We start from the raw sequence: 18,702 nt of genomic DNA on the forward strand, positions 1-18,702 counted from the left end.
TTATCTCTCTCCTTTCTTTTCAATCGTGTGCACCTCGGACTGATCCCCTTCGGATGGTGGCCCCGTTGATTGCCGAATAACCAGTTCGGTGGAGAGCCAGACCACTTGAGGACACTTCTTGCCAGAAAGCGTGTCGATCAACAGTTTCATGGCTGCAGACCCCATCTCGTACGCTGGGACCGAGACGGTCGTCAGCGACGGCCTTACTTGAGAAGCGAGCACGGTATTGTCGAAACCAACTACCGAAAGATCTTCAGGCACCCTGAGCCCCAGGTCGATGGCAGCGGAGATCACGCTCGTAGCCATCCGGTCGTTGGCCGCGAAGATGGCAGTCGGACGTGGCTGCCCTTTTAGTAATGCCATTGCGGCCGAGTAGCCACTTTGCACCCCGAAATCTCCTTCTCGGATGAGCCGACTGTCATGCTCAATGCCGTGCTCCACCATCGCCTCCTGATAGCCAGCTAGGCGGTCCTGCACGCTCGTGAGGTTGAGCGGGCCGCTGATGAATGCCACCCTGCGGTGTCCAAGCTCAAGAAGATGAGAGGTTGCCTCCCTGGCCGCGGTCCGGTTGTCTATCTGCACCGAAGGGAACGGCAAATTGTGTCTGCCAATTAGCGCAACCGCGAGATCGAAATCAGAGAGCACCTGCGAAACCTGCTTGGTCTGGGTGCCTCCACCCGCTAGTATGATGCCGTCAGCCCTCTTCTGTAACAGCACGTCTACGTACTGCTCCAGTCTTTCTGCATCTCTGCCTGTATTGCAAAAGACAACCGAATACCCATGTTCAGAGGCGGTTGATTCCACACCGAGCGACAGCTCAGGATAATATGGGTTGGAGATGTCCGGGATTATCAATCCTATGATTCTGGTTCTGCTGGAAAGCAACCCCCTGGCCAAGTCGTTGGGCTTGAAGCCCAACTCTTTCGTAGCCTCTAGAACCTTCGCCCTCGTCTCCGGTTTGACCGGGTAGTCCGTCTCATTGAGGACCCGCGAAACCGTGGAGATAGAAACCCCTGCTCTCTGAGCCACATCCTTGATGTTTACTCGTCGTGTCATTTGTCCTCACTTATTTCAGAAAAGCTTTTCTGTAAAGCTTTTCTGAAATCTACACACATATGGGTGTGATGTCAAGTGGGAGCTACGGACTTCTTTTGAGATTTTTAGAGGTTGTGTCTTTGAAGTCGTGTCTACAGATCTGGCAAACGATATTAATTATTAAAAAATATAATCATCTAGGAATATAATCTGTGCTGGGGGAGTTTCAGGTTGCGTGCTCGGCGGCGTTGCATCCTGCCGTCAAGCCTAGTCCCAACGCTGCGAGCAAGCCGTTGCCTGCTAGGTAACCTTTGGCGCCCCTTCCGCTTATTCCGACCGCTGTTCCTCCTCCGGCGTATAGTCTTCTTATGGGCCTTCTTGCTTTATCCAGCACACGGGCGTGGTTGTCGACAACCAATCCACCCTGAGTGTGAAAGAGGGCTCCGACGACCCGGATCGCGTGAAAAGGAGGAGTGTTCAGAGCGCTTGCAAAGTGGCTCCTTCCCCATCGGTCGGGTTTCACGCCACGTCTTACCAGCCGGACTTCTTCGATAGTTTGGGTGAGCTGCATTCGGGGCAGGCCGGTTGCGGAGGCCAGTGCATCGAGCGAGGAGGCGCTGATGATCCTGCCTGCATGGATCACTTCGTCGAACCTCGTGCCCAGCGATGCTTCATAGACCTGGTTATCCAGTATCTCCCAGGCCTCTCCACGGGGTTGTGAGAGAACCTCTTGAGCAAACTCGGAATACCCCTTGCTCTCGTCGCCGAATCGACTACCCTCTCGATTCACCAGCACTGCACCGTTGACGATAAGGCCCCAGGTTACGAGTGGTCCGTCGGGGGCTGCGACGGAGCCATGCCCCTGGTATGCGTCCATACAGGAGGTGGCGGCCCCGACTTCTATGCCCCAGCGTATGCCATCGCCGGTGTTGTTCTGGCATCCCGAGTAGGGAGCAGAGGCGATCTGCTCTCCCAGGTGCTCCCGTACCATCCGAGGGTTGGCCCCAAAGCCGTCCGAGGCGAGAACGACCGCCTGTGCCGGGACTACCTGCTCGGCCGTTCGCACACCATTGATACAGCCGCTCTCGTCTTGCACGAGGGCCTCGACCGGAGTGACGGTTCTGAGCTCTATACGAGGGTCGGAGTCGATGGCGGCCTGAAGCTGTTCGATCAGCTCAGCCCCGTATCCATGCGGGGGACCGTGCATCCTGAGGCGACTCATGCCAGGATACAGGAAGTCAGTGTGGCAGATGAGATCACACCCGACCTCATCGACGAGCCACTCAACGAGTCGTGCGGAGACCTGGCAGAGGTGCGTGACGATCGCGGGGTCCGCCTGACCGCCGTTCTTGGTCATTATGTCGCGCGCCATGAGCTCGGGTGTATCGTCCGTTATACCTGCTTCACGCTGGAAGCGAGTTCCGGCTGCCGGGATTAGACCCGTCGAGAGCGCGGTGTTGCCACCCGGTTTCTCGCCTTTCTCCAGCACCAGAACTCGCCGGGCTCCGCTCTTTGCGGCAGCAAGGGCTGCGACCAGGCCGCATCCTCCGGCCCCGACGACGATCACCGGGTATTCCTGCCCGCGGCCGAACTTTCCGGGCATCACATGCCCCTCTGTTCTGCCGTTCTCTCAGGGAGCAATAAAGTGCGCACCTTCGACCGTGAGCGGGCGGTGCATGTAGCTGCCCTCGGGATCTGCGACTATCTCCCCGTCGAGGAAGGCGGTCCTTCCCCGCAGCAGAGTTCGGCGAGGCCAGTGGGAGAGCTCCATGCCCTCGAACGGTGTGTACTCCTGAGCTGAGAGCAGAAGCTCGGGGGTGACCTCCCTGATGGTCTCCGAGTCGACGATTGCAAGATCTGCGTCCGCGCCCACCGCGATGAGACCTTTGCGCGGGGCGAGCCCGTAAGCTCGGGCCGGGTTTGTGGCCACCAGGTCTACGATGCGCTCGTAGGTGAGGCCACGTCGGAGACCTTCGGTGAGCATAAAAGGGTACATGAGGGCCGTGCCGCCAAAGCCTGGCAACGCGCTCCAAAGCTCACCTTCCTTGTGCTCCTCCGAGCAGCAGGCGTGGTCCGAACACACCCAGTCGATATCCCCGCGCATCACCCCTTTCCAGAGCGCGTCGACGTCGGACTGGGCTCTTATAGGGGGGTTGACCTTCCCGCGCTGGTCGTTGTACGTCTCGTAGGTGAGCGCGAGGTGATGCAGGGTGGTCTCCAGCCGGGCGTCGAGGAGAGGGTTCTGCTTTTTGAGGTCAAGCGCGGCATCCAGGGCCTCCTCGCTGGAGAGGTGTAGCAGGTTGATCGGGCACCCCGTGTGACCGGCGAGCACGCTGACCTCCGCCACCGCGAGATGCTCGGTCAGGGTCGGGCGGGAGGCGCTGTAGGCTTCGAGACCCTCGAGCAATCCTTCCTGCCTCACCCTCTCGGTGAAGAGACGTATGAGCTCTGGCTGCTCGCAGTGGATGGAGAGCGAGATACGAGCCCCGTCGCTGCGGGAGCGGTTAGCCTCGGAGACCTCTTCCATGATCTCGAAGAGATGGCCGAGGTCGTACTCGTCGCTCATGGTGTACCCGGCAGCGTCTCGCGAGGCACCGGAGAGGTCAAGCCCCTTATAGAACATGTAATACTTGAAGGAGCACACCCCGCTCTTTTCGATCAGCTCGTCTATCTCGCGTACGTGCTCTTTCGTCATCGGCGCCAGATGGTAGCCGTAGTCGACGTAGGAGTTGCCTTGCGTCGCTCTGAGTACCTCGGGAAATATCCTCGAATAGGGACCGCTTTTCTCGAGATAGTTGTGCCCGGTCCTGAAGTAGCTTATGACGCTGGTCACCCCGCCGACGAGCGAGGAGGCGCTCTCGCTCCTGGCATCCTCCTCTATCCCGCGGTAGATCCCGATGTGGAAGTGGGCGTCCACCGCACCAGGCAGGACAAGCATCCCCCGGGCATCTATAACCTCCTCGGCCATCCCGGAAGACAGCTGCTCGGCGAGGGCGCAGATCCTGCCATCTTTTATGCCTATGTCCGCACGGACAAGACCTCTGCCGGGAAGTACCGCATTCCCTCCCAGGATAACACTGTCCATTCGATCCATCGTCACCTCCTGCTATCTGCTGTGGACCGCTTCCCGGTCAACTCCGGCTTGGAGCTGGCTCTCTTTGCTGAGCAGCATCAGGGCTGCTGCCCCCAGAACGGCGAGCACGGCCATCACGACAAACCCGCTGTTGAAGCTGCCGGTGGATTGCACGATGAAGCCCATCACCACCGGCGCGACGAGCCCTGAGAGGGCGAACGAAGCATCGGCGAACCCGGCGGCGAAGCCTGGCTGATCGGGGGCCGCGTCGATGGAGGCTACCCACCAGAAACCTCCGGTTATGAACCCGAATCCTATGCCGAGGGAGATAAACAGCAGGGAGGTGGTGAGCGACGGGGCGGCAAAGATGGGGATCATCGACCCTCCCGCCAGGAGCAGCGCTATCCCCATGATTACGTACCGTGGACGTTTCCTGCTCGTGCGCGCGTATACTGCATCCATGATAAACCCGCCGAGCAGGGTTCCTATGACACCAGCTGCCCACGGCAGGACGGAGAACAGCCCAACCGAGGTGATGTCGAGTTTGTAGACCTTGCCCAGATAACCGGGAAGCCAGTACAAAAAGCCCCAGAACATATAGCCCCAGGCGAAGTATCCAAACGCCACGGCCCAGAGGTTGAGGTTGCTGAAGATCTTGCCCGGTTCGATGTGCTCCTTGCGGACAGTTCGTTCTTCCTCGGTCTGCCCGGCGGCTATGTAGCTCCGCTCAGCCTCGTTTACCCGCGGGTGATCGTTCGGGCTGTCTTTAAAGGCAACCAGCCAGAGGACCACCCATACGATCCCCGCGGCGGCAAGGGTTACGAACATGCCCTTCCACCCCAGATGGGCTATGAGCTGGGTCACGATCGGCCCTCCGATCAGAAGGCTCCCGGAGACCCCAACCCCAACTATGAGTGAGAGCGCTCTCCCTCGCTCCTTCTGCGGCAACCAGCGACTGGCAGCCCGGGTGGCGGCGGGGAACCCAGGCCCCTCTCCAACACCAAGCAACACCCGGACAACGAACAGTGCCGCGAAGGCGCCGGCCACGACCGTGAGCCCAGAGACCACGGACCACAAAACTATGGCCGCACCCAGAACTCGCTTGGGCCCGAAATGGTCGACGAGCGGACCGCTGAAGAAAGCGATCACCAGATACCCAATGGAAAACGCTCCGCTGATGATCCCCCACTGTGCCTCGTTGATGCCAAAGTCCTTGCTGATCGGACCTATGGCATAGGAGATAGCACTGCGGTCAACGTAGTTGATGACCACCAGCAAAACTACCAGTATCACTATGGTCCACCTGTAATTGCTGCGCATCACCCGCTCACCCCCCAGACGTGATCCCAAAAACTCTGGTTCCCGACCGTAGAACCCGACTCCCGCCTTTCCCTCGTCCGGTAAGTCATTTTGTTCCCCTTGAAGAAACACAACAGCTTGGTGTACCATAGAGTACCACCGTTGGTTTACCCGGTCAATAGGTGGAATATTGAGAATATAGTATATTGGTGGCTAGGTGGAACAAAGGAAATTGTTTCTATGACAGAAACGAAAAGGGGATCGACTGAACCGAGGAGCAGAGGTGGTACCGAGTCTGCATCCAGGGTTGCTGACGTTCTGCTCGCGTTTGCCGGAGAGCAGAGGAGGCTAGGGGTCAGTGAGATAGCGCGCAGGCTTGGGCTGAGCAAGGCAGTGGTGTATCGGATACTGCGTTCGCTGGCATCGAGGCAATTGGTGGTCTTCGAGGAGCACACGAGGAGCTATAGGCTGGGGCCTGCGGCGGCCACTTTAGGTGCGTGTGCCTTGAGAGACTTCGACCTGCGAAGAGCTGCGATGCCCGTTTTGAGCAGGCTGCAGCGTGAGACGGGAGAGACGGCGACCGTTTCGGCGTTAGTTGGCACGCACCGGGTCTATCTGGACCAGGTATTGAGCCTGAACGAGATCAAGATGAGCGTGCAGATCGGGCAGCCCTTCCCGCTGCACGCCGGGGCTTCGAGCCGGGCCATTCTGGCGTTCTGTATGCCCGAACTGCGCGAGACGGTATTGCATGGGACTCTGGAACGCCTGACCCCGGGGACCATAACGGACCGTCGCAGGCTTGAGGGGGAGCTTGAGCGAGTGCGACGTGAGGGTACGGCCATCTCCTTCGGGGAGCGTCAGGTCGGGGCGGGGTCGGTGGCTACTCCGGTGTTCGGGATCGATGGCTACGCCATAGGCTCGCTGAGCGTGTGCGGACCGGTCGATCGTTTCAACGAAGAGACGGTGGATCGCCTGCGCCCGCTGGTCCGTGAGGCTGGTCTTGAGGTTTCGAAAAAACTCGGATGGGAAGGAGGTGTCTCCGGGTGAGCCGGAAGATGGCGCTTAGGGACCTAAAAGTAATAGACTGTGCCACTCTTTTCGCAGGGCCGCTGGCCGCGACGGTGCTGGGAGACTTCGGGGCCGACGTGGTGAAGGTGGAGCACCCAAAAGGTGATCCGGCGCGTTCTCATGGCTATGCCAAGGATGGGGTCGGGCTGTGGTGGAAGATGCTTGGCAGGAACAAGCGCTGTGTGACGCTCAATCTCAGCACGCCCGAGGGACAGCGTATCTTCAGGGAGCTCGCCCGCGAGGCCGACGTCGTGATCGAGAGCTTCCGCCCTGGTACATTCGAGCGCTGGGGGCTCACCTACGAGGTGCTCAGCAGAGAGAACCCGGGGTTGATCCTCGCCAGGGTGACAGGATTCGGACAGAAGGGGCCTTACAAGAACAGGCCCGGATTCGGGACACTGGCCGAGTCCATGAGCGGATTCGCGCATATTACCGGACAGCCCGACGGACCACCGACGTTACCTCCGTTCGGGCTGGCGGATGGCATCGCGGCTCTCGCCACCGCCTGTGCGATCCTGATAGCGCTGCAGGCGAGGGAGACAACCGGACGTGGGCAGGTGGTCGATCTGGCTATCATAGAGCCGATACTCACGATACTCGGTCCGCAGCCAACCGTCTACGACCAGCTCGGCATCGTGCAGCAGCGCAGCGGGAACCGTTCGGTCAACAACGCTCCGCGCAACACGTACAGGACCAGAGACGGAAGGTGGGTGGCGACCTCGACAAGCGCCCAGAACGTGGCGGAGCGTGTCATGAAGCTCGTCGGACATCCGGAGTTTATCCAGGAGAGCTGGTTCGCCACCGGCCGGGGTCGGGCCGAGCATGCCGACGAACTCGATGAGGTGGTGTCGCGCTGGATCGCCGAGCGCACCCAAGATGAGGTTATAAAGGAGTTCGAGAAAGCAGGCGCGGCCGTGGCGCCCATCTACGACATATCCGACATCATGCGAGATCCGCAGTACCAGGCGCTTGAGTCCATCACCACCGTCGATGATCCGGAGCTCGGTCCCGTGAAGATGCAGAACGTGCTCTTCAGGCTCTCCGAAACACCGGGTGAGATTCGCTGGCCGGGTCCGAAGCTCGGCGAGCACAACCGGGAGGTCTACGCGGCGCTGGGTCTTGATGAGAGGGATCTGAAAGAGTTGTCCGCAAAGGGGGTTGTGTGAGCCAGGGACGACTCTACCGCAGCTATCTCTATGTGCCCGCCTCCGATGAGCACAAGGTGGAGAAGGCCCTGGAGAGCGGGGCTGACTGTGTGGTGCTCGACCTGGAGGATGCGGTGGCCCCCTCGGAGAAGGATCATGCTCGCCAGGTGGCTGCGGATGTTCTCATGGGAGATAATCGGTCCAGGCCCATCTTCGTCCGGCTCAATGCTCCCGGCTCGACATTGCTCGAGCAGGATCTCGAGGCTATCGCCCCTCTCTCACCGGCCGGTGTGAGGCTGCCGAAGGTGGAGTCGCCGGAGATGGTGCGCGAGGTGGGGTGTGAGTTCGAATGTAGAGGAGCACATAACACGAAGATCCAATGCCTCATAGAGTCCGCGCTCGGGCTGGAGAGGGCATTCGAGATAGCCTGTGCCCATCCCCTGGTCGCGGGGATGGGGCTGGGTGAGGCCGATCTCGCCGCCGATCTCGGTATCAGTGATGAGAGGGGCCTGCTCTACGCCCGCTCTCGCGTGGTCTGCGCCTCACGTGCCGCCAGGCTTCCCGGTCCGGTGGGGAGCGTCTACACGAACGTGCGGGACGAAGAAGGACTGCGCAGCTCTACCCTGGTTCTCAGAGCCCTCGGTTTCGTGGGGCGCTCCGCTATACATCCCCGGCAGGTAAAGGTGATCAACGACGTCTTCACACCAGATGCGGAGGAGATCAGGAAAGCTAAAGAGGTGATCGAAAGGACAGAGAGAGCCGAAGCCCTGGGGTCTGGAGCCTTCGCGCTGCCAGATGGGAGTTTCGTCGACCGTGCGGTCGTCGAGGCGGCCCGTTCCAAGCTGGAACTGGCCCGGCTGTCGGGAGGGGGTGAGCCGTGAGAGACGTGCTTCTGGAGATGTTTGAGGACGGGAGGTTGGAGGTCTTCGATCTGGCGCAGCCACTCGCCTCCGAGACGCCTCACTCGCCGAACCATCCTCCGTTTCGAATGGCGCTGGCCCGGCGCCACGGCGACACGGTGCGGGAGGACGGGAGTTCGGCGGCGAGTGAGCTCATCTGCACCGGTGGGCATACAGGAACCCATGTCGATGCGCTGGCACACGTATCCCATAAGGGGTTGCTCTATGGGGGGGTGCGGGCTGAGGAAGCCCAGAGAGGGGGGCGGTTCGCGAGCCATGGCATAGATCAGATGCCGCCGCTGCTGTGCCGAGGGGTTATGCTGGACGTCGCCTCTCTCCACGGTGTGGATGTCCTACCCGCAGGCTACGGGATTACCCGGAAGGATCTAGAAGACGCAGCGCAGAACGAGGGTATCGAGGTAAGAAGCGGGGACGCCGTTCTCGTCCGTTCAGGCTGGGCGGTTCACTTCTCAGATCAGGACACCTTCGTGGGGCTTGAAAACGGGGTCCCTGGTCCTGACGAGGAGGCGGCCCGGTGGCTTGCAGATCGTAGGATCAGGGTCACGGGCGGAGAGACTGTCGCCTACGAGCAGATAAAGGCCGGTGTGGGGCACAGGCTTCTTCCGGTTCACCGCTTACTTCTCACGGAGCGCGGGATACACATCATTGAGGTTATGGACCTCTCCAGACTCGCCACGGCGCGGGTTTACGAGTTCCTGTTCGTGCTCGCACCACTGAAGATCATTGGGGGTACCGGATCGCCGGTGCGCCCGCTGGCGGTGGTGCGGCGATGAGCGACACGATCCTGACGCGGATCGCGCGCTTCGCCGGGTGTGTCCGGTCCGGAGAGTTCGGTGAGGATGTAATCAAAGATGCGCACAGACGACTTCTCGATACCCTGGGCGTGGCTCTCGCGGCCAGCGGTATGGAGCCGGCCCGGATTTCAGGTGCTGTCATCCGGGGGTGGGGTGGTGAGGAGCAGGCTACTATTGTGAGGGCTGGGCGCAGGTACCCGGTTCCGAGCGCGGCTTTCGTAAACGGCACGCTGGCACATTCCCTGGACTTCGACGATACGCACCTTCCTTCCGTGCTGCACCCCAGCGCCGCTGTGGTCCCGGCCGCACTGGCCGCGGCAGAGGCCGCCGGTGCATCCGGTACGGGGCTGATGGCTGCGATCGCAGCCGGTGACGAACTGGTGGTGAGGGCGGGGATGGCGGGTTACGACGAGGACCTCGGCAGCTCGGTGTTCTTCGAGCGAGGGCTTCATGCGACCTCCATATGTGGAACGCTGGGTGCAGCGCTGGCCTCTGCCATGCTCCTGGGCCTTCCTGAAGAGAAGATCGGGCACGCCGTTTCCATCTCTGCGAGCATGGGGGCGGGGATAATAGAAGCCAACCGCACCGGGGGCACGGTGAAAAGAATTCACTGCGGCTGGGCAGCGCATTGCGGCGTTGTGGCGGCCGAGCTCGCGCGTGCGGGGCTTACCGGGCCACCTACGGTTTTCGAGGGGCGGTTCGGGTTTCTGCGGGCGTATCTGGGGGACGATTACGACGTCTGCGCTCTCGTGCGGGGCCTGGGCGAGGAGTGGGAGTCAGAGAAGATCTTCTTCAAGCCCTACCCGGCGAACCACTTCACCCATGCCGCGATCGATGCAGCCCTGGAGTTACGCAGGGAGGGTATAAGGGCGGATAAGATCGAAGATATCTTACTCGGGGTACCCGCCCAGGTGCTGAAGACCATAGCGGAGCCGCGTGAGGCGAAGGCGAGGCCCGAGAGCGGGTATGCGGCCCGGTTCAGCGGCCCTTTCGTTGTGGCGAGCGCCTTTCTGGGCGGTGGCGGACTTGGAGTCGGGCTGGACGATTTTACAGATGAGGCCACCAAAGACCCGCGAAAGCTACGGCTCGCCTCTCTCGTACGCTGTGTCGCGGACGAAGAATGCACCAGGATCTTCCCCCGCCAGTTCCCGGCCGTGCTCCGGGTCAGGCTCTACGACGGTGGCACCCGAATCGTCCGTGTCCTGCACAACCGGGGGGGGCCCGAGAACCCGCTCTCGGACGAAGAGCTCGCGGTTAAGTTTCGGTCCAATGCCTCGAGGGTATTCGACCGGAGCCGAGTGCAAGAGATCGAAGACGCTCTGATGGAGCTCGGCCCGCGCCCAGAGGGAGTTGCGAGGCTCTCTAGGCTGCTTCGCGCACCCGCCGATCACGGGTGAGGGCAGGCTCACGCCCAGCACCTCGTCGTACCCCCGTTGGGCTGTAGAACCTGTCCGACGAATGGGTCGGATCTGCTGCTGGCGAGGAAGGAGATGGTGGCTGCGATCTCCTCTGGCTTCCCTATCCTGCGGATGGGGCTCTCTGCCGCGTAGCGTTCCCTCATCTCCTCGACAGGTATGCCCGCGTCACGGGCGTCGCACTCGAGTTGCGGCGTGTCCGTCACCCCTGGAGCGACCACGTTGACGAAGATGCCCTCGGGAGCCAGCTCCCGTCCCAGCGTCTTTCCCAGGGAGATAAGCCCAGCCTTCGAGGCAGCGTAGGCGGTGGCGTTCGGCCATCCAGTTACGCCCCACTCGGAACTCACGATGACGATCTTCCCTCTCCCGAGGCGCCGCATGCCGGGCAGTACGGACCGGATGAGGTGAAATGTCCCGCAGAGGTTGGTCCTTATCTGGGCCCACCATTCATCCTCGCTCTGCTCCAGGAAAGGTCCCATCGCCATGTATGCAGCGTTGGAGACCAGCACACCCACGGGCCCTGCCTCAGCCTCAATCCGGGAGACCATCTCTTCTACGGCGTGTGGATCCGATACGTCCGCGATCGCGGGGATCCCACCGCACTCTTCGACGATCCGGTCAAGTTCTTCGGAGGGTTTCCTGTCGTTCACCACCACGAGCATGCCGTCTGCGGAGAGCCTGAGTGCCGTGGCACGGCCGATACCCTGGGCGGCGCCGGTCACCAGGGCTACGGTTCTTCCTTCGGGGTGCATGGCCATCAGATCACCGCTCCCGCGTTCGGGGAGATGACCTGCCCGCAGAAGTAGCTCCCCTCTTCGGCGAGGAAGAGCACGGCCTCCGCGACCTCTTCCGGGCGCACGAGCCTGCGCAGCGGCAGGGTGCCCAGAAATCCAGGGTCCCTCCAGGGCGAGTCTGCCTCGAGCAGCGGTGTATCGGTCGGACCCGGTGCGACGGAGTTTACCCTCACGCCCTTGCCTGCCACCTCGACCGCCAGGCTCTTGGTGAAGCCTATGATTGCGCCTTTTGCCGCTGCGTAATGGGCGTCTCCGTCGCCCCCGCCGAGGGCCAGCTCCGACGATATGGTTATTATCTGCCCGCTGTTACGCCGCAGCATCTCAGGCAACACGGCCGCGCACGCGTTCCTTGTCCCTCCCAGGTGAACCTCCAGCATCCGCCACCATCTCTGTGCGGTGATCTCCGCGACGGGAACCATCTCGTAGTAGCCGGCGACAGTGACGAGCAGATCAATAGGCCCCAGCTCGCGCGAAATACTGTCGACCGCCTCGCGCAGCGCGTCCCGATCGGTCACGTCGGCGATCAACGCAAGGTCGGATGCAGGTTTTCGCAAGTCGACCCCGGCCACCCTCCAACCGTGCTCCGAAAGGAGGGCCGAGACGGCGGCGCCGATGCCGCTGGCCGCTCCCGTGACCATCGCAACCTTCAGGGGCTCTCCGTGCGATGACAACCCTGCTTGCCTCCTTCCCGTGATGGACGTATGCTGGATCTACTCACTCGGCATCCGGAACCGGCCCAGCACCTTCCGTCCTTTCTGCTCCAGGCTCGTTTTTCTCAGGGGGCATACCCAGCCTGGTTCCTATGGGGGCCCTGATCCGCCCGCGCACCCCGAGGTAGACGAAGATCCCGATGATGCCGAGCACTGCAGTCGTGATCACCATGCTCCATGTGACATACCACGGTGTCCCCGGGGTCTGGCGCGGCCAGACGATGTTGAGCGTCTCGAAAATTATCCAGACCGTTGCGGCGTAGGTCACGGGTGCGCTCCAGCGGCCGAGGCTGAAGGCGCCGGGCCTCCACGTCCCCCTGAGGTGAGAGAGCGCGGCCCCTGCGACGGGCACGCCGAAGGCGATGTAGAAGCCTATCGTCGTGAAGTTCACCAGCACGCTGTAGAGGTTCGACCCCGCGAGCAGAACCAGGAGCCCCGCCACCACCCCGGTCAGCAGGATCGAGTAGACCGGCAGCCGTTCCGGACCTCGCAACCTGTCGAGCAGACCCGACCCGGGCAGCGAGCGATCGCGCGCTGAGCCCCACACACAGCGAGAGACGGCGGCCTGAACCGCGAGAAAGCTCGAGAGGAAGCCGATGACGAAAAGGATCAGGAGCGGACGCCCGATCCCCCCGCCGAAGTGCGCGGTGAGTGTGTAGGCGACCGGGTCTCCGCTCTTGGCCGCCATGACCTTCGAGAGGTTCGGGATGGCGAGGATCAGCGCGACGCTCGAATACATCACGACCAGCGCGACGAACAAAAGCGAGAGTATTATCGCCTTGGGGACGTTGCGCTCGGGCTCCTCGACCTCCTCGCCGATCGAACCAGCGGACTCGAAGCCGAGGAAGGACCACCCCACGAACGCCACCGCGATGAGTGCGGGCCCGGTGAGCCAGAGGCCGTTGCCCTGGGTTCCGAAGCCGTCGAAGAGGGTGCCGAACGGGTTGACCCGGTAGAAGAGGAGAAGGATCGTGCCCAGCCCTACCGATCCGAGCACCTCCGCGATGATGCTCGCGACGACCATGACCTTGAGCACGCGACGTCCGATCATGTTGGCCAGTGTACCGATACCGATGATCACGAGCGCCACCAGCGTCGTCAACCACCTCGCCGGGTTCTTTACGTCGAAGATCTCAAGCAGAAATCCGGCCGCTCCATACGACAGGGTGGAGAGCGCTATGGTCAGCCCCCACATGTACGCCCACGCTGCGAACCATCCCCACGGGGTTCCCTGTACGTGTCGGGCCCACTGGTAGACGCTGCCCGCGTACGGCCAGCGTGACGCGAGCTCGCCGAAGACTGCGGCTACCAGAAGCTGTCCCGCCAGCACGACGGGGAAAGCCCAGAAGAAGGCCGGTCCGGCCGCGAACAACCCGAGCGCGAAGATCGCATACAGGGCGACTATCGGGGAGATGTCCGCGAACGCGAGGGCAAAGGCGCTGCGGAAATCGAAACCCTTGCTCAGACGGTGCTCTTCATTTATGCTTTCGGTAAGGCTCTCGTTTCTGGGCTCATCGGTGGCCGAGTCCATCTTCCGTTCCTCCACTTTGTTCTACGTTTGCTTTTTTGACGCTGGCCAGAAGGCTCAACAGCTCGAACGCGACGGTAGCCGCGAGCAGCGCCGTGATCTGGGCGGGACCATCGTACTGCGGGTATACTTCCACGACGTCGCCCCCGATCAGGTCGATGCCGGAAAGTCCTCCCAGCAACTCGAGGGCTTCCGCGCTCGTGACCCCCCCGATTTCGGGCGTACCGGTGCCCGGGGCATAGGCGGGATCGACGAAGTCGACGTCGAAGGAGACGAAGACCTTTGATTCTCCCACCCGCTCGCGGATGCGGGCGACCGTCTCTTCCGGCCCGAGCCTCCGGACCGTCTGGGTGCTCATGACCTCGAACCCGAGCCTCCTCGACTCCTCCAGGTCCGAGGCCCCGTACAGGGAACCCCTCATCCCGACCTGAACCGACTGCTGGGGGGACAGCACCCCCTCCTCCACAGCCCTCCTGAACACAGTGCCGTGGTTGTACCTCTTCCCGAAGTAGGAATCCCAGGTATCCGCGTGCGAGTCGAACTGCACGAGCGCGAGCGGACCGTGTATCGCTGCCGCGGCCCGCAACTCGGGGAGGGCTATCGAGTGGTCGCCACCGAGTGCGATGGGGACCACACCCGCACGATGTATGACCTCAAGCTCCCTACGGATCGCCTCGTAGCTCTCCTCTATGTACCCGGGGACGATGGGCATGTCCCCAAAGTCCGTAACCGAGATGTGGTCGAAGATCCCGATTCCTTGCAGGGGATTGTAGGGGCGCAGAAGGTGCGAGGCGCTCCTTATTCCCTCCGGCCCGAAGCGGGCCCCCGCACGGAACGACGCCCCCGTATCGAACGGGATGCCGACGACCACCGCGTCGCTGTTCGGCAGGTCACGGGCGTTGGGCAGCCTCATGAACGTCCTCACCCCGGAGAAGCGCGGGCTCTCGAGAGAGTCGCGGGGAGCGTACCGGCCCATGAGCTCAAATCCTCCCCATCGCCGTCAATGCCCGAACCCCCTCGTCTATCGGGAAACCTTCCAGGACGTGCCCGTCCCGTCCCCGGACCGTATCGGCCTGGAAGAGGGCGTTCAGGGCTGCTTCCTCGGTCGCCTCCGTCACGGCCTCGAAGACGAGATCCATCGGAGAGCCGTGGGTCCAGAACTGTCCCTCGACGAGGACGTCGATGTTGATCGTCCCGGAGGTGGTTCTGCGCGGTACGCGGTGAGCCGTCGTGAAGGCGATGAATATCTCCCCGGAGCCGTCGTTGCCCACGCTTCCGGTCCTTATGAGCCCGGCGTCCACCCTGCGGGCGAGCCGCTTCAGCTGCCTCGGGTGCAGCGGAAGATCTGTGGCGACAACCCCGATGCACGAGCCCTCCCTGTGCTCTTGGGGCATCCCCCGGTGCAGGGTCATCCCGACCGGCATCCCCGCGATCTGGAGCTGGTGCCTGCTGCCATAGTTCGTGTTGAGGAGTACGCCGATGGTGTACTCCCTGCCTCCTATCTCGATCACCCTCGAGGCGGTGCCTATCCCACCCTTGAAGTCGAACTGCTGGGTTCCCGTCCCGGCGCCTACGGCTCCCTCCCCAACCGGGTCGGATGTTGCCTCTTCCAACGCCTGGTGGACGTCCTCACTCCGCAGGCCGAGAACGCGGTTGTCGTTGAGATAGCCGTCGTCACACTCGGCCACGACGGGCATCAATACATCATCGACTCCGACCGCAGCGTCGATCCGGCTCATGTACGAGACGGCAGCTTCGTAGCACACCCCGACGTGTCGGGTGTCGCACAGTATGATTGGGGATCCCAGCATCCCCCACTCCTCCACCACGATGTCCGAGGTGAGGATTCCGTAACCGTTGAACACGCTCGTCGCTGCGTATACACGTTCCCTGAAAGGGTTTCCTTCGTGGGGCCATATGGCGGTGACCCCGGTGCGTATGCACGGCTCTTCCCTCCAAACCGTACTGTGATCGACTCTGACCCCCGCCACGTCAGTGATGGCGTTTTGGGGCCCGGGCTTGAGGTATCCCACCCCGACCCCGAAGTCTCGTACCCGCCCTCGTGGAGCGGGCGGCTTGTCGGTGCTCATCTCTATTCCTCCTCCAGATTCTGCGCTGCCTGGGGTTCCAGGATCTCTTCATCCACGTGGGGCACCCACCGTTGCGAGCGGCGGCGAAGATACACCGCGTAGTAACCCAGCCCAACCACGAACAGCGCCAGCAACACGAGGAGGTCGCCTGGCTTCTGCTGGGTCAGGGCGATGACCACGCCGGCGAGCGCGATGATCGGGGGTACCGGCCAGAACCACATCTTTGATGGCCTCCTCAGGTGCCGATCGCGGACCCTGCTCACCAGAGCGGAGATGGCTACGAGCCCGTACATCGTGACTATGAGCACGGCTGTGAAGGTTACGGCCGTCACCAGGCTGGCTGCGAAACAGAGCACGGTTGCTACGGTGCCCATGATGAGCGTCGCCACCCAGGGGGAGTGGTAGCGCGGGTGTACCCGTCCGAGCATTTCGTTCACCGGCTGTGGCCAGGCCCGATCCCGCGCGCTCGACCATACGATGCGGGCAAACTGCAGTGTGATTGCCAGAACGGCGTTGAAGAGGGCGAACAGCGCCCCGACGATCATCACCTTCGCGAGAGCAGGGCCCCAGGTGTGCGCGACGAGATCGGTCAGGGGGGTGCTGCTGGCCAGGTAGGCCTTGAGATTCTGAGCCCCGAACAGGTCGGCTGTGAACGGTACGATCTCAAGCAGTATACCGGTGAGCGCGGCGAGGACCACGGCTCGCCCGATGTGGCTCGCTGGCCCGCGTGTCTCCTCGGAGAAGTTGAGCGTGCTGTCGTAGCCGTTGACGGAGAAGAGGGCCGTGGCGAGCGCGGCGATGATCGCTCCGGTGGCCACGGGTGCAAGCTCGCCGCCTCTGGCGGCGACGGGTTGGAAGATTATCGAGAGCGGCTGGTTCAGGTGGGTGAGCCCGTCCAGCGCCAGAATGGCCAGTACCGCCACCTCGATCGCCAGGAAGATACCCACGAGAACAGCGTTTACCCGGATGCGCAGCACCGCGACTATCGTCACTATGGCCATGACCACCGCGGAGCTGAGCCCCACCGGGAAGAGGTGGTTGAGGGAATGCAGGTAGGTTCCGAACCCGAGCACGATACTTGCCGGGAGGAAGACGGCCTGCACCAGGTAGTCCAGCAGGGCCACGAACCCCAGGGGGCCACCTAGCACGCGGTGTACTATGGAATACTGGCCGCCCGCAACCGGGTATATAGAGCCTAGTTCACCCATGCACGCGGCCACGTTTATGGCTATGAAACAGCCGATCAGATAGGCCCAGAACCCGGCCGTACCGGCCAGACCGAGCACCACCGGGGCGATGACGAGCAGCGACGCCATGGGCGTTATGTCGCTCACTGCCAGGGCCAGGAGGCCTCCGAGGCTGAGGGCGCGGTCGAGCTCACCGGTGGTGTCTACCCTTTCTGGGGGCAAACCTTCAGACATCCTCGCCTTCTCCTTCTTCAAGCTCGATGGACTCGGTCAGGACTTCGGCGATGAAGTCCGCCTCACGCTCGGACAGCGTGAGAGGAGGTGCCAGGGTCAGCACGTTGTTGAAGCCTGCCACGGTGTCCGAGTTGTTCCCTATCAGGAGCCCTCGCTGCTTGCAGCGGGCGATGATCGACGCGATGCTTCCAGCGTCTGCCGGCTTCTTGCTCGTCTTGTCCTCGACCAGCTCGATGCCGATCAGGAGTCCCCTGCCGCGTACATCACCCACCCGCGGGTGGGCTTTCAGGTGGGAGAGCTTTTCGAGAAGCCCGCCTCCAACCTCGGCAGAGCGTGCCACGAGTCCCTCCTCTTCCATGATCTGCAGGTTCTTCAGGGCTACGGCACACCCGCCCGGGTGCCCCCCGAATGTGTTCACGTGTCGCAGCCGGGCATACTCTTCCCCGGCCGAGAAGGACTCGTAGATGCGGCGGCTCACCGCCGTGGCCGAGAGCGGGAAATAGGCGCTGGTTATACCCTTGGCCATCGTCACGATGTCGGGCTCGACCCCGTAGTGCTGGTGGCCGAACCTGCTCCCGGTCCTTCCGAAGCCGCAGATGACCTCGTCTACTATGAGCAGCACACCGTAGCGGTCGCAGACCTCCCTGACCAGGGGCATGTAGCCATCGGGGGGGATGAGTATGCCCCCTCCCGTTATGATGGGCTCCATGATGACGGCCGCCACTGTCTCCGGCAGCTCCCATTGGATCACCTGCTCGATGTACCCTGCACACTCCCGACCGTACTCTTCGAGTGACATGCCTTCGGGACGGCGGTAGGAGTCGGGCGGAGGGACGTGCAGAAACCCCGGGCTCAGGGGTTCGTAGCGGTACTTCCTCTGCGCCTGCCCCGTGGCCGCAAGGGCACCGGAGGTCTGACCGTGGTAGGCGCGGTAACGACTTATTATCTTCCAGCGGTCCGGCTCGCCGTTCTGGTCGTGGTACTGGCGAGCTATTTTGAAGGCCGTCTCGTTGGCCTCCGATCCCGAATTCGAGTAGAAGAAGACGTAGTCCCCATCGAGCCACTCGCTCAGCCTCTCCCCGAGTTCGATCGCGGGGGGATGGCTCTTGGTGAGCGGATAGTAGGGAAGCTCTCTGAGCTGCTCGTAGGCAGCCCGGGCGAGCTCCTCCCTCCCGTACCCCGCGTTTACACACCAAAGGCCAGACATCCCGTCGAGGTAGCGGTTCTCATCCGAATCGAAGATCCAAACCCCCTCACCCCTGACCGCCACCATCGGGGAGGGACCGTCGGGAGCGTAACCTCCCATGGCGTGCCAGACGTAGCGTCGGTCCTTCTCCAGCAGCCTGCTTGTTTCCGTTCCGGACATATCTTCGACCTCCTTCGAGCCGGAGTTCTTATGCCTGCGCTCCC

The 18,702-nt window shown here is 62.3% G+C and carries 16 protein-coding genes and 1 pseudogene; 6 read left to right on the forward strand and 11 right to left on the reverse strand.

The features are described 5' to 3' along the window. The 4 genes from AC6EKW_RS13910 to AC6EKW_RS13925 form a co-directional block, all read right to left on the reverse strand. Positions 1 to 1,056, reverse strand: coding sequence for a LacI family DNA-binding transcriptional regulator (locus AC6EKW_RS13910; RefSeq protein ID WP_273888232.1), 1,056 nt, complete (start codon positions 1,054 to 1,056; stop codon positions 1 to 3). A 205-nt stretch (positions 1,057 to 1,261) separates the two neighbouring features. Next, a complete protein-coding gene (locus AC6EKW_RS13915) occupies positions 1,262 to 2,638 on the reverse strand; it encodes an FAD-dependent oxidoreductase (RefSeq protein ID WP_498514691.1) in 1,377 nt (458 codons plus the stop codon). A 27-nt stretch (positions 2,639 to 2,665) separates the two neighbouring features. Next, entirely contained in the window at positions 2,666 to 4,120 is a 1,455-nt protein-coding gene (locus AC6EKW_RS13920) for a dihydroorotase (RefSeq protein WP_498514692.1), read from the reverse strand. 21 nt (positions 4,121 to 4,141) lie between these two features. Further along, positions 4,142 to 5,428, reverse strand: a complete 1,287-nt coding sequence (locus AC6EKW_RS13925; RefSeq protein ID WP_498514693.1) for an MFS transporter — start codon at positions 5,426 to 5,428, stop codon at positions 4,142 to 4,144. A 219-nt stretch (positions 5,429 to 5,647) separates the two neighbouring features. Between AC6EKW_RS13925 and AC6EKW_RS13930 the strand changes: the two are divergent. From AC6EKW_RS13930 to AC6EKW_RS13955, 6 genes and pseudogenes are all read left to right on the forward strand, one after another. After that, a pseudogene (locus AC6EKW_RS13930) lies at positions 5,648 to 5,836 on the forward strand (helix-turn-helix domain-containing protein); the annotation flags it as partial. 75 nt (positions 5,837 to 5,911) lie between these two features. Next, a complete protein-coding gene (locus AC6EKW_RS13935; protein ID WP_498514703.1) occupies positions 5,912 to 6,454 on the forward strand; it encodes an IclR family transcriptional regulator in 543 nt (180 codons plus the stop codon). Positions 6,455 to 6,462: 8 nt separating this feature from the next. Beyond that, positions 6,463 to 7,641, forward strand: coding sequence for a CaiB/BaiF CoA transferase family protein (locus tag AC6EKW_RS13940; RefSeq protein ID WP_498514704.1), 1,179 nt, complete (start codon positions 6,463 to 6,465; stop codon positions 7,639 to 7,641). Next, positions 7,638 to 8,501 carry an HpcH/HpaI aldolase/citrate lyase family protein gene (locus tag AC6EKW_RS13945; protein WP_498514694.1) on the forward strand — a complete coding sequence of 288 codons (864 nt, stop codon included), beginning with the start codon at positions 7,638 to 7,640 and terminating at the stop codon, positions 8,499 to 8,501. The genes AC6EKW_RS13940 and AC6EKW_RS13945 overlap by 4 nt, the downstream gene beginning before the upstream one ends. Before the next feature lie 17 nt (positions 8,502 to 8,518). Beyond that, positions 8,519 to 9,313 (forward strand): cyclase family protein, encoded by a 795-nt coding sequence (locus tag AC6EKW_RS13950; protein ID WP_498514705.1) that lies wholly within the window; start codon positions 8,519 to 8,521, stop codon positions 9,311 to 9,313. Continuing rightward, positions 9,310 to 10,731 carry an MmgE/PrpD family protein gene (locus tag AC6EKW_RS13955; protein ID WP_498514695.1) on the forward strand — a complete coding sequence of 474 codons (1,422 nt, stop codon included), beginning with the start codon at positions 9,310 to 9,312 and terminating at the stop codon, positions 10,729 to 10,731. Before AC6EKW_RS13950 ends, AC6EKW_RS13955 begins: the two co-directional genes overlap by 4 nt. An 8-nt stretch (positions 10,732 to 10,739) precedes the next feature. Here AC6EKW_RS13955 and AC6EKW_RS13960 read toward each other — a convergent pair whose 3' ends face one another. Genes AC6EKW_RS13960 through AC6EKW_RS13990 form a run of 7 tightly spaced genes read right to left on the reverse strand, consistent with a single transcriptional unit; the run spans position 10,740 to position 18,658 of the window. Next, on the reverse strand, positions 10,740 to 11,507 hold the full coding sequence (locus AC6EKW_RS13960) for an SDR family NAD(P)-dependent oxidoreductase (protein WP_498514696.1): 768 nt from the start codon (positions 11,505 to 11,507) through the stop codon (positions 10,740 to 10,742). Then, positions 11,507 to 12,214 carry an SDR family NAD(P)-dependent oxidoreductase gene (locus AC6EKW_RS13965; RefSeq protein WP_498514697.1) on the reverse strand — a complete coding sequence of 236 codons (708 nt, stop codon included), beginning with the start codon at positions 12,212 to 12,214 and terminating at the stop codon, positions 11,507 to 11,509. The genes AC6EKW_RS13960 and AC6EKW_RS13965 overlap by 1 nt, the downstream gene beginning before the upstream one ends. Before the next feature lie 43 nt (positions 12,215 to 12,257). Continuing rightward, entirely contained in the window at positions 12,258 to 13,784 is a 1,527-nt protein-coding gene (locus tag AC6EKW_RS13970) for an APC family permease (RefSeq protein ID WP_498514698.1), read from the reverse strand. After that, the gene (gene speB / locus AC6EKW_RS13975; protein ID WP_498514699.1) at positions 13,765 to 14,757 is read right to left on the reverse strand and encodes an agmatinase; all 993 of its coding nucleotides are present in this window, start codon (positions 14,755 to 14,757) and stop codon (positions 13,765 to 13,767) included. Before speB ends, AC6EKW_RS13970 begins: the two co-directional genes overlap by 20 nt. A 4-nt stretch (positions 14,758 to 14,761) precedes the next feature. Next, complete coding sequence (locus AC6EKW_RS13980; RefSeq protein ID WP_498514700.1) at positions 14,762 to 15,871, reverse strand: P1 family peptidase; 1,110 nt, start codon at positions 15,869 to 15,871, stop codon at positions 14,762 to 14,764. A gap of 2 nt (positions 15,872 to 15,873) precedes the next feature. After that, complete coding sequence (locus tag AC6EKW_RS13985; protein WP_498514701.1) at positions 15,874 to 17,292, reverse strand: APC family permease; 1,419 nt, start codon at positions 17,290 to 17,292, stop codon at positions 15,874 to 15,876. Next, positions 17,285 to 18,658 carry an aspartate aminotransferase family protein gene (locus tag AC6EKW_RS13990; protein ID WP_498514706.1) on the reverse strand — a complete coding sequence of 458 codons (1,374 nt, stop codon included), beginning with the start codon at positions 18,656 to 18,658 and terminating at the stop codon, positions 17,285 to 17,287. The genes AC6EKW_RS13985 and AC6EKW_RS13990 overlap by 8 nt, the downstream gene beginning before the upstream one ends. Positions 18,659 to 18,702: the final 44 nt, after the last annotated feature.

It is taken from the genome of Rubrobacter sp. M3-4, assembly GCF_059772285.1.

Coding starts and splice junctions, on each gene's coding strand:
- AC6EKW_RS13910 (WP_273888232.1), bottom strand. CDS start 1,056: ATGACACGACGAGTAAACATCAAGGATGTGGCTCAGAGAGCAGGGGTT.
- AC6EKW_RS13915 (WP_498514691.1), bottom strand. CDS start 2,638: ATGCCCGGAAAGTTCGGCCGCGGGCAGGAATACCCGGTGATCGTCGTC.
- AC6EKW_RS13920 (WP_498514692.1), bottom strand. CDS start 4,120: ATGGACAGTGTTATCCTGGGAGGGAATGCGGTACTTCCCGGCAGAGGT.
- AC6EKW_RS13925 (WP_498514693.1), bottom strand. CDS start 5,428: ATGCGCAGCAATTACAGGTGGACCATAGTGATACTGGTAGTTTTGCTG.
- AC6EKW_RS13940 (WP_498514704.1), top strand. CDS start 6,463: ATGGCGCTTAGGGACCTAAAAGTAATAGACTGTGCCACTCTTTTCGCA.
- AC6EKW_RS13950 (WP_498514705.1), top strand. CDS start 8,519: ATGTTTGAGGACGGGAGGTTGGAGGTCTTCGATCTGGCGCAGCCACTC.
- AC6EKW_RS13955 (WP_498514695.1), top strand. CDS start 9,310: ATGAGCGACACGATCCTGACGCGGATCGCGCGCTTCGCCGGGTGTGTC.
- AC6EKW_RS13960 (WP_498514696.1), bottom strand. CDS start 11,507: ATGGCCATGCACCCCGAAGGAAGAACCGTAGCCCTGGTGACCGGCGCC.
- AC6EKW_RS13970 (WP_498514698.1), bottom strand. CDS start 13,784: ATGGACTCGGCCACCGATGAGCCCAGAAACGAGAGCCTTACCGAAAGC.
- speB (WP_498514699.1), bottom strand. CDS start 14,757: ATGGGCCGGTACGCTCCCCGCGACTCTCTCGAGAGCCCGCGCTTCTCC.
- AC6EKW_RS13980 (WP_498514700.1), bottom strand. CDS start 15,871: ATGAGCACCGACAAGCCGCCCGCTCCACGAGGGCGGGTACGAGACTTC.
- AC6EKW_RS13985 (WP_498514701.1), bottom strand. CDS start 17,292: ATGTCTGAAGGTTTGCCCCCAGAAAGGGTAGACACCACCGGTGAGCTC.
- AC6EKW_RS13990 (WP_498514706.1), bottom strand. CDS start 18,658: ATGTCCGGAACGGAAACAAGCAGGCTGCTGGAGAAGGACCGACGCTAC.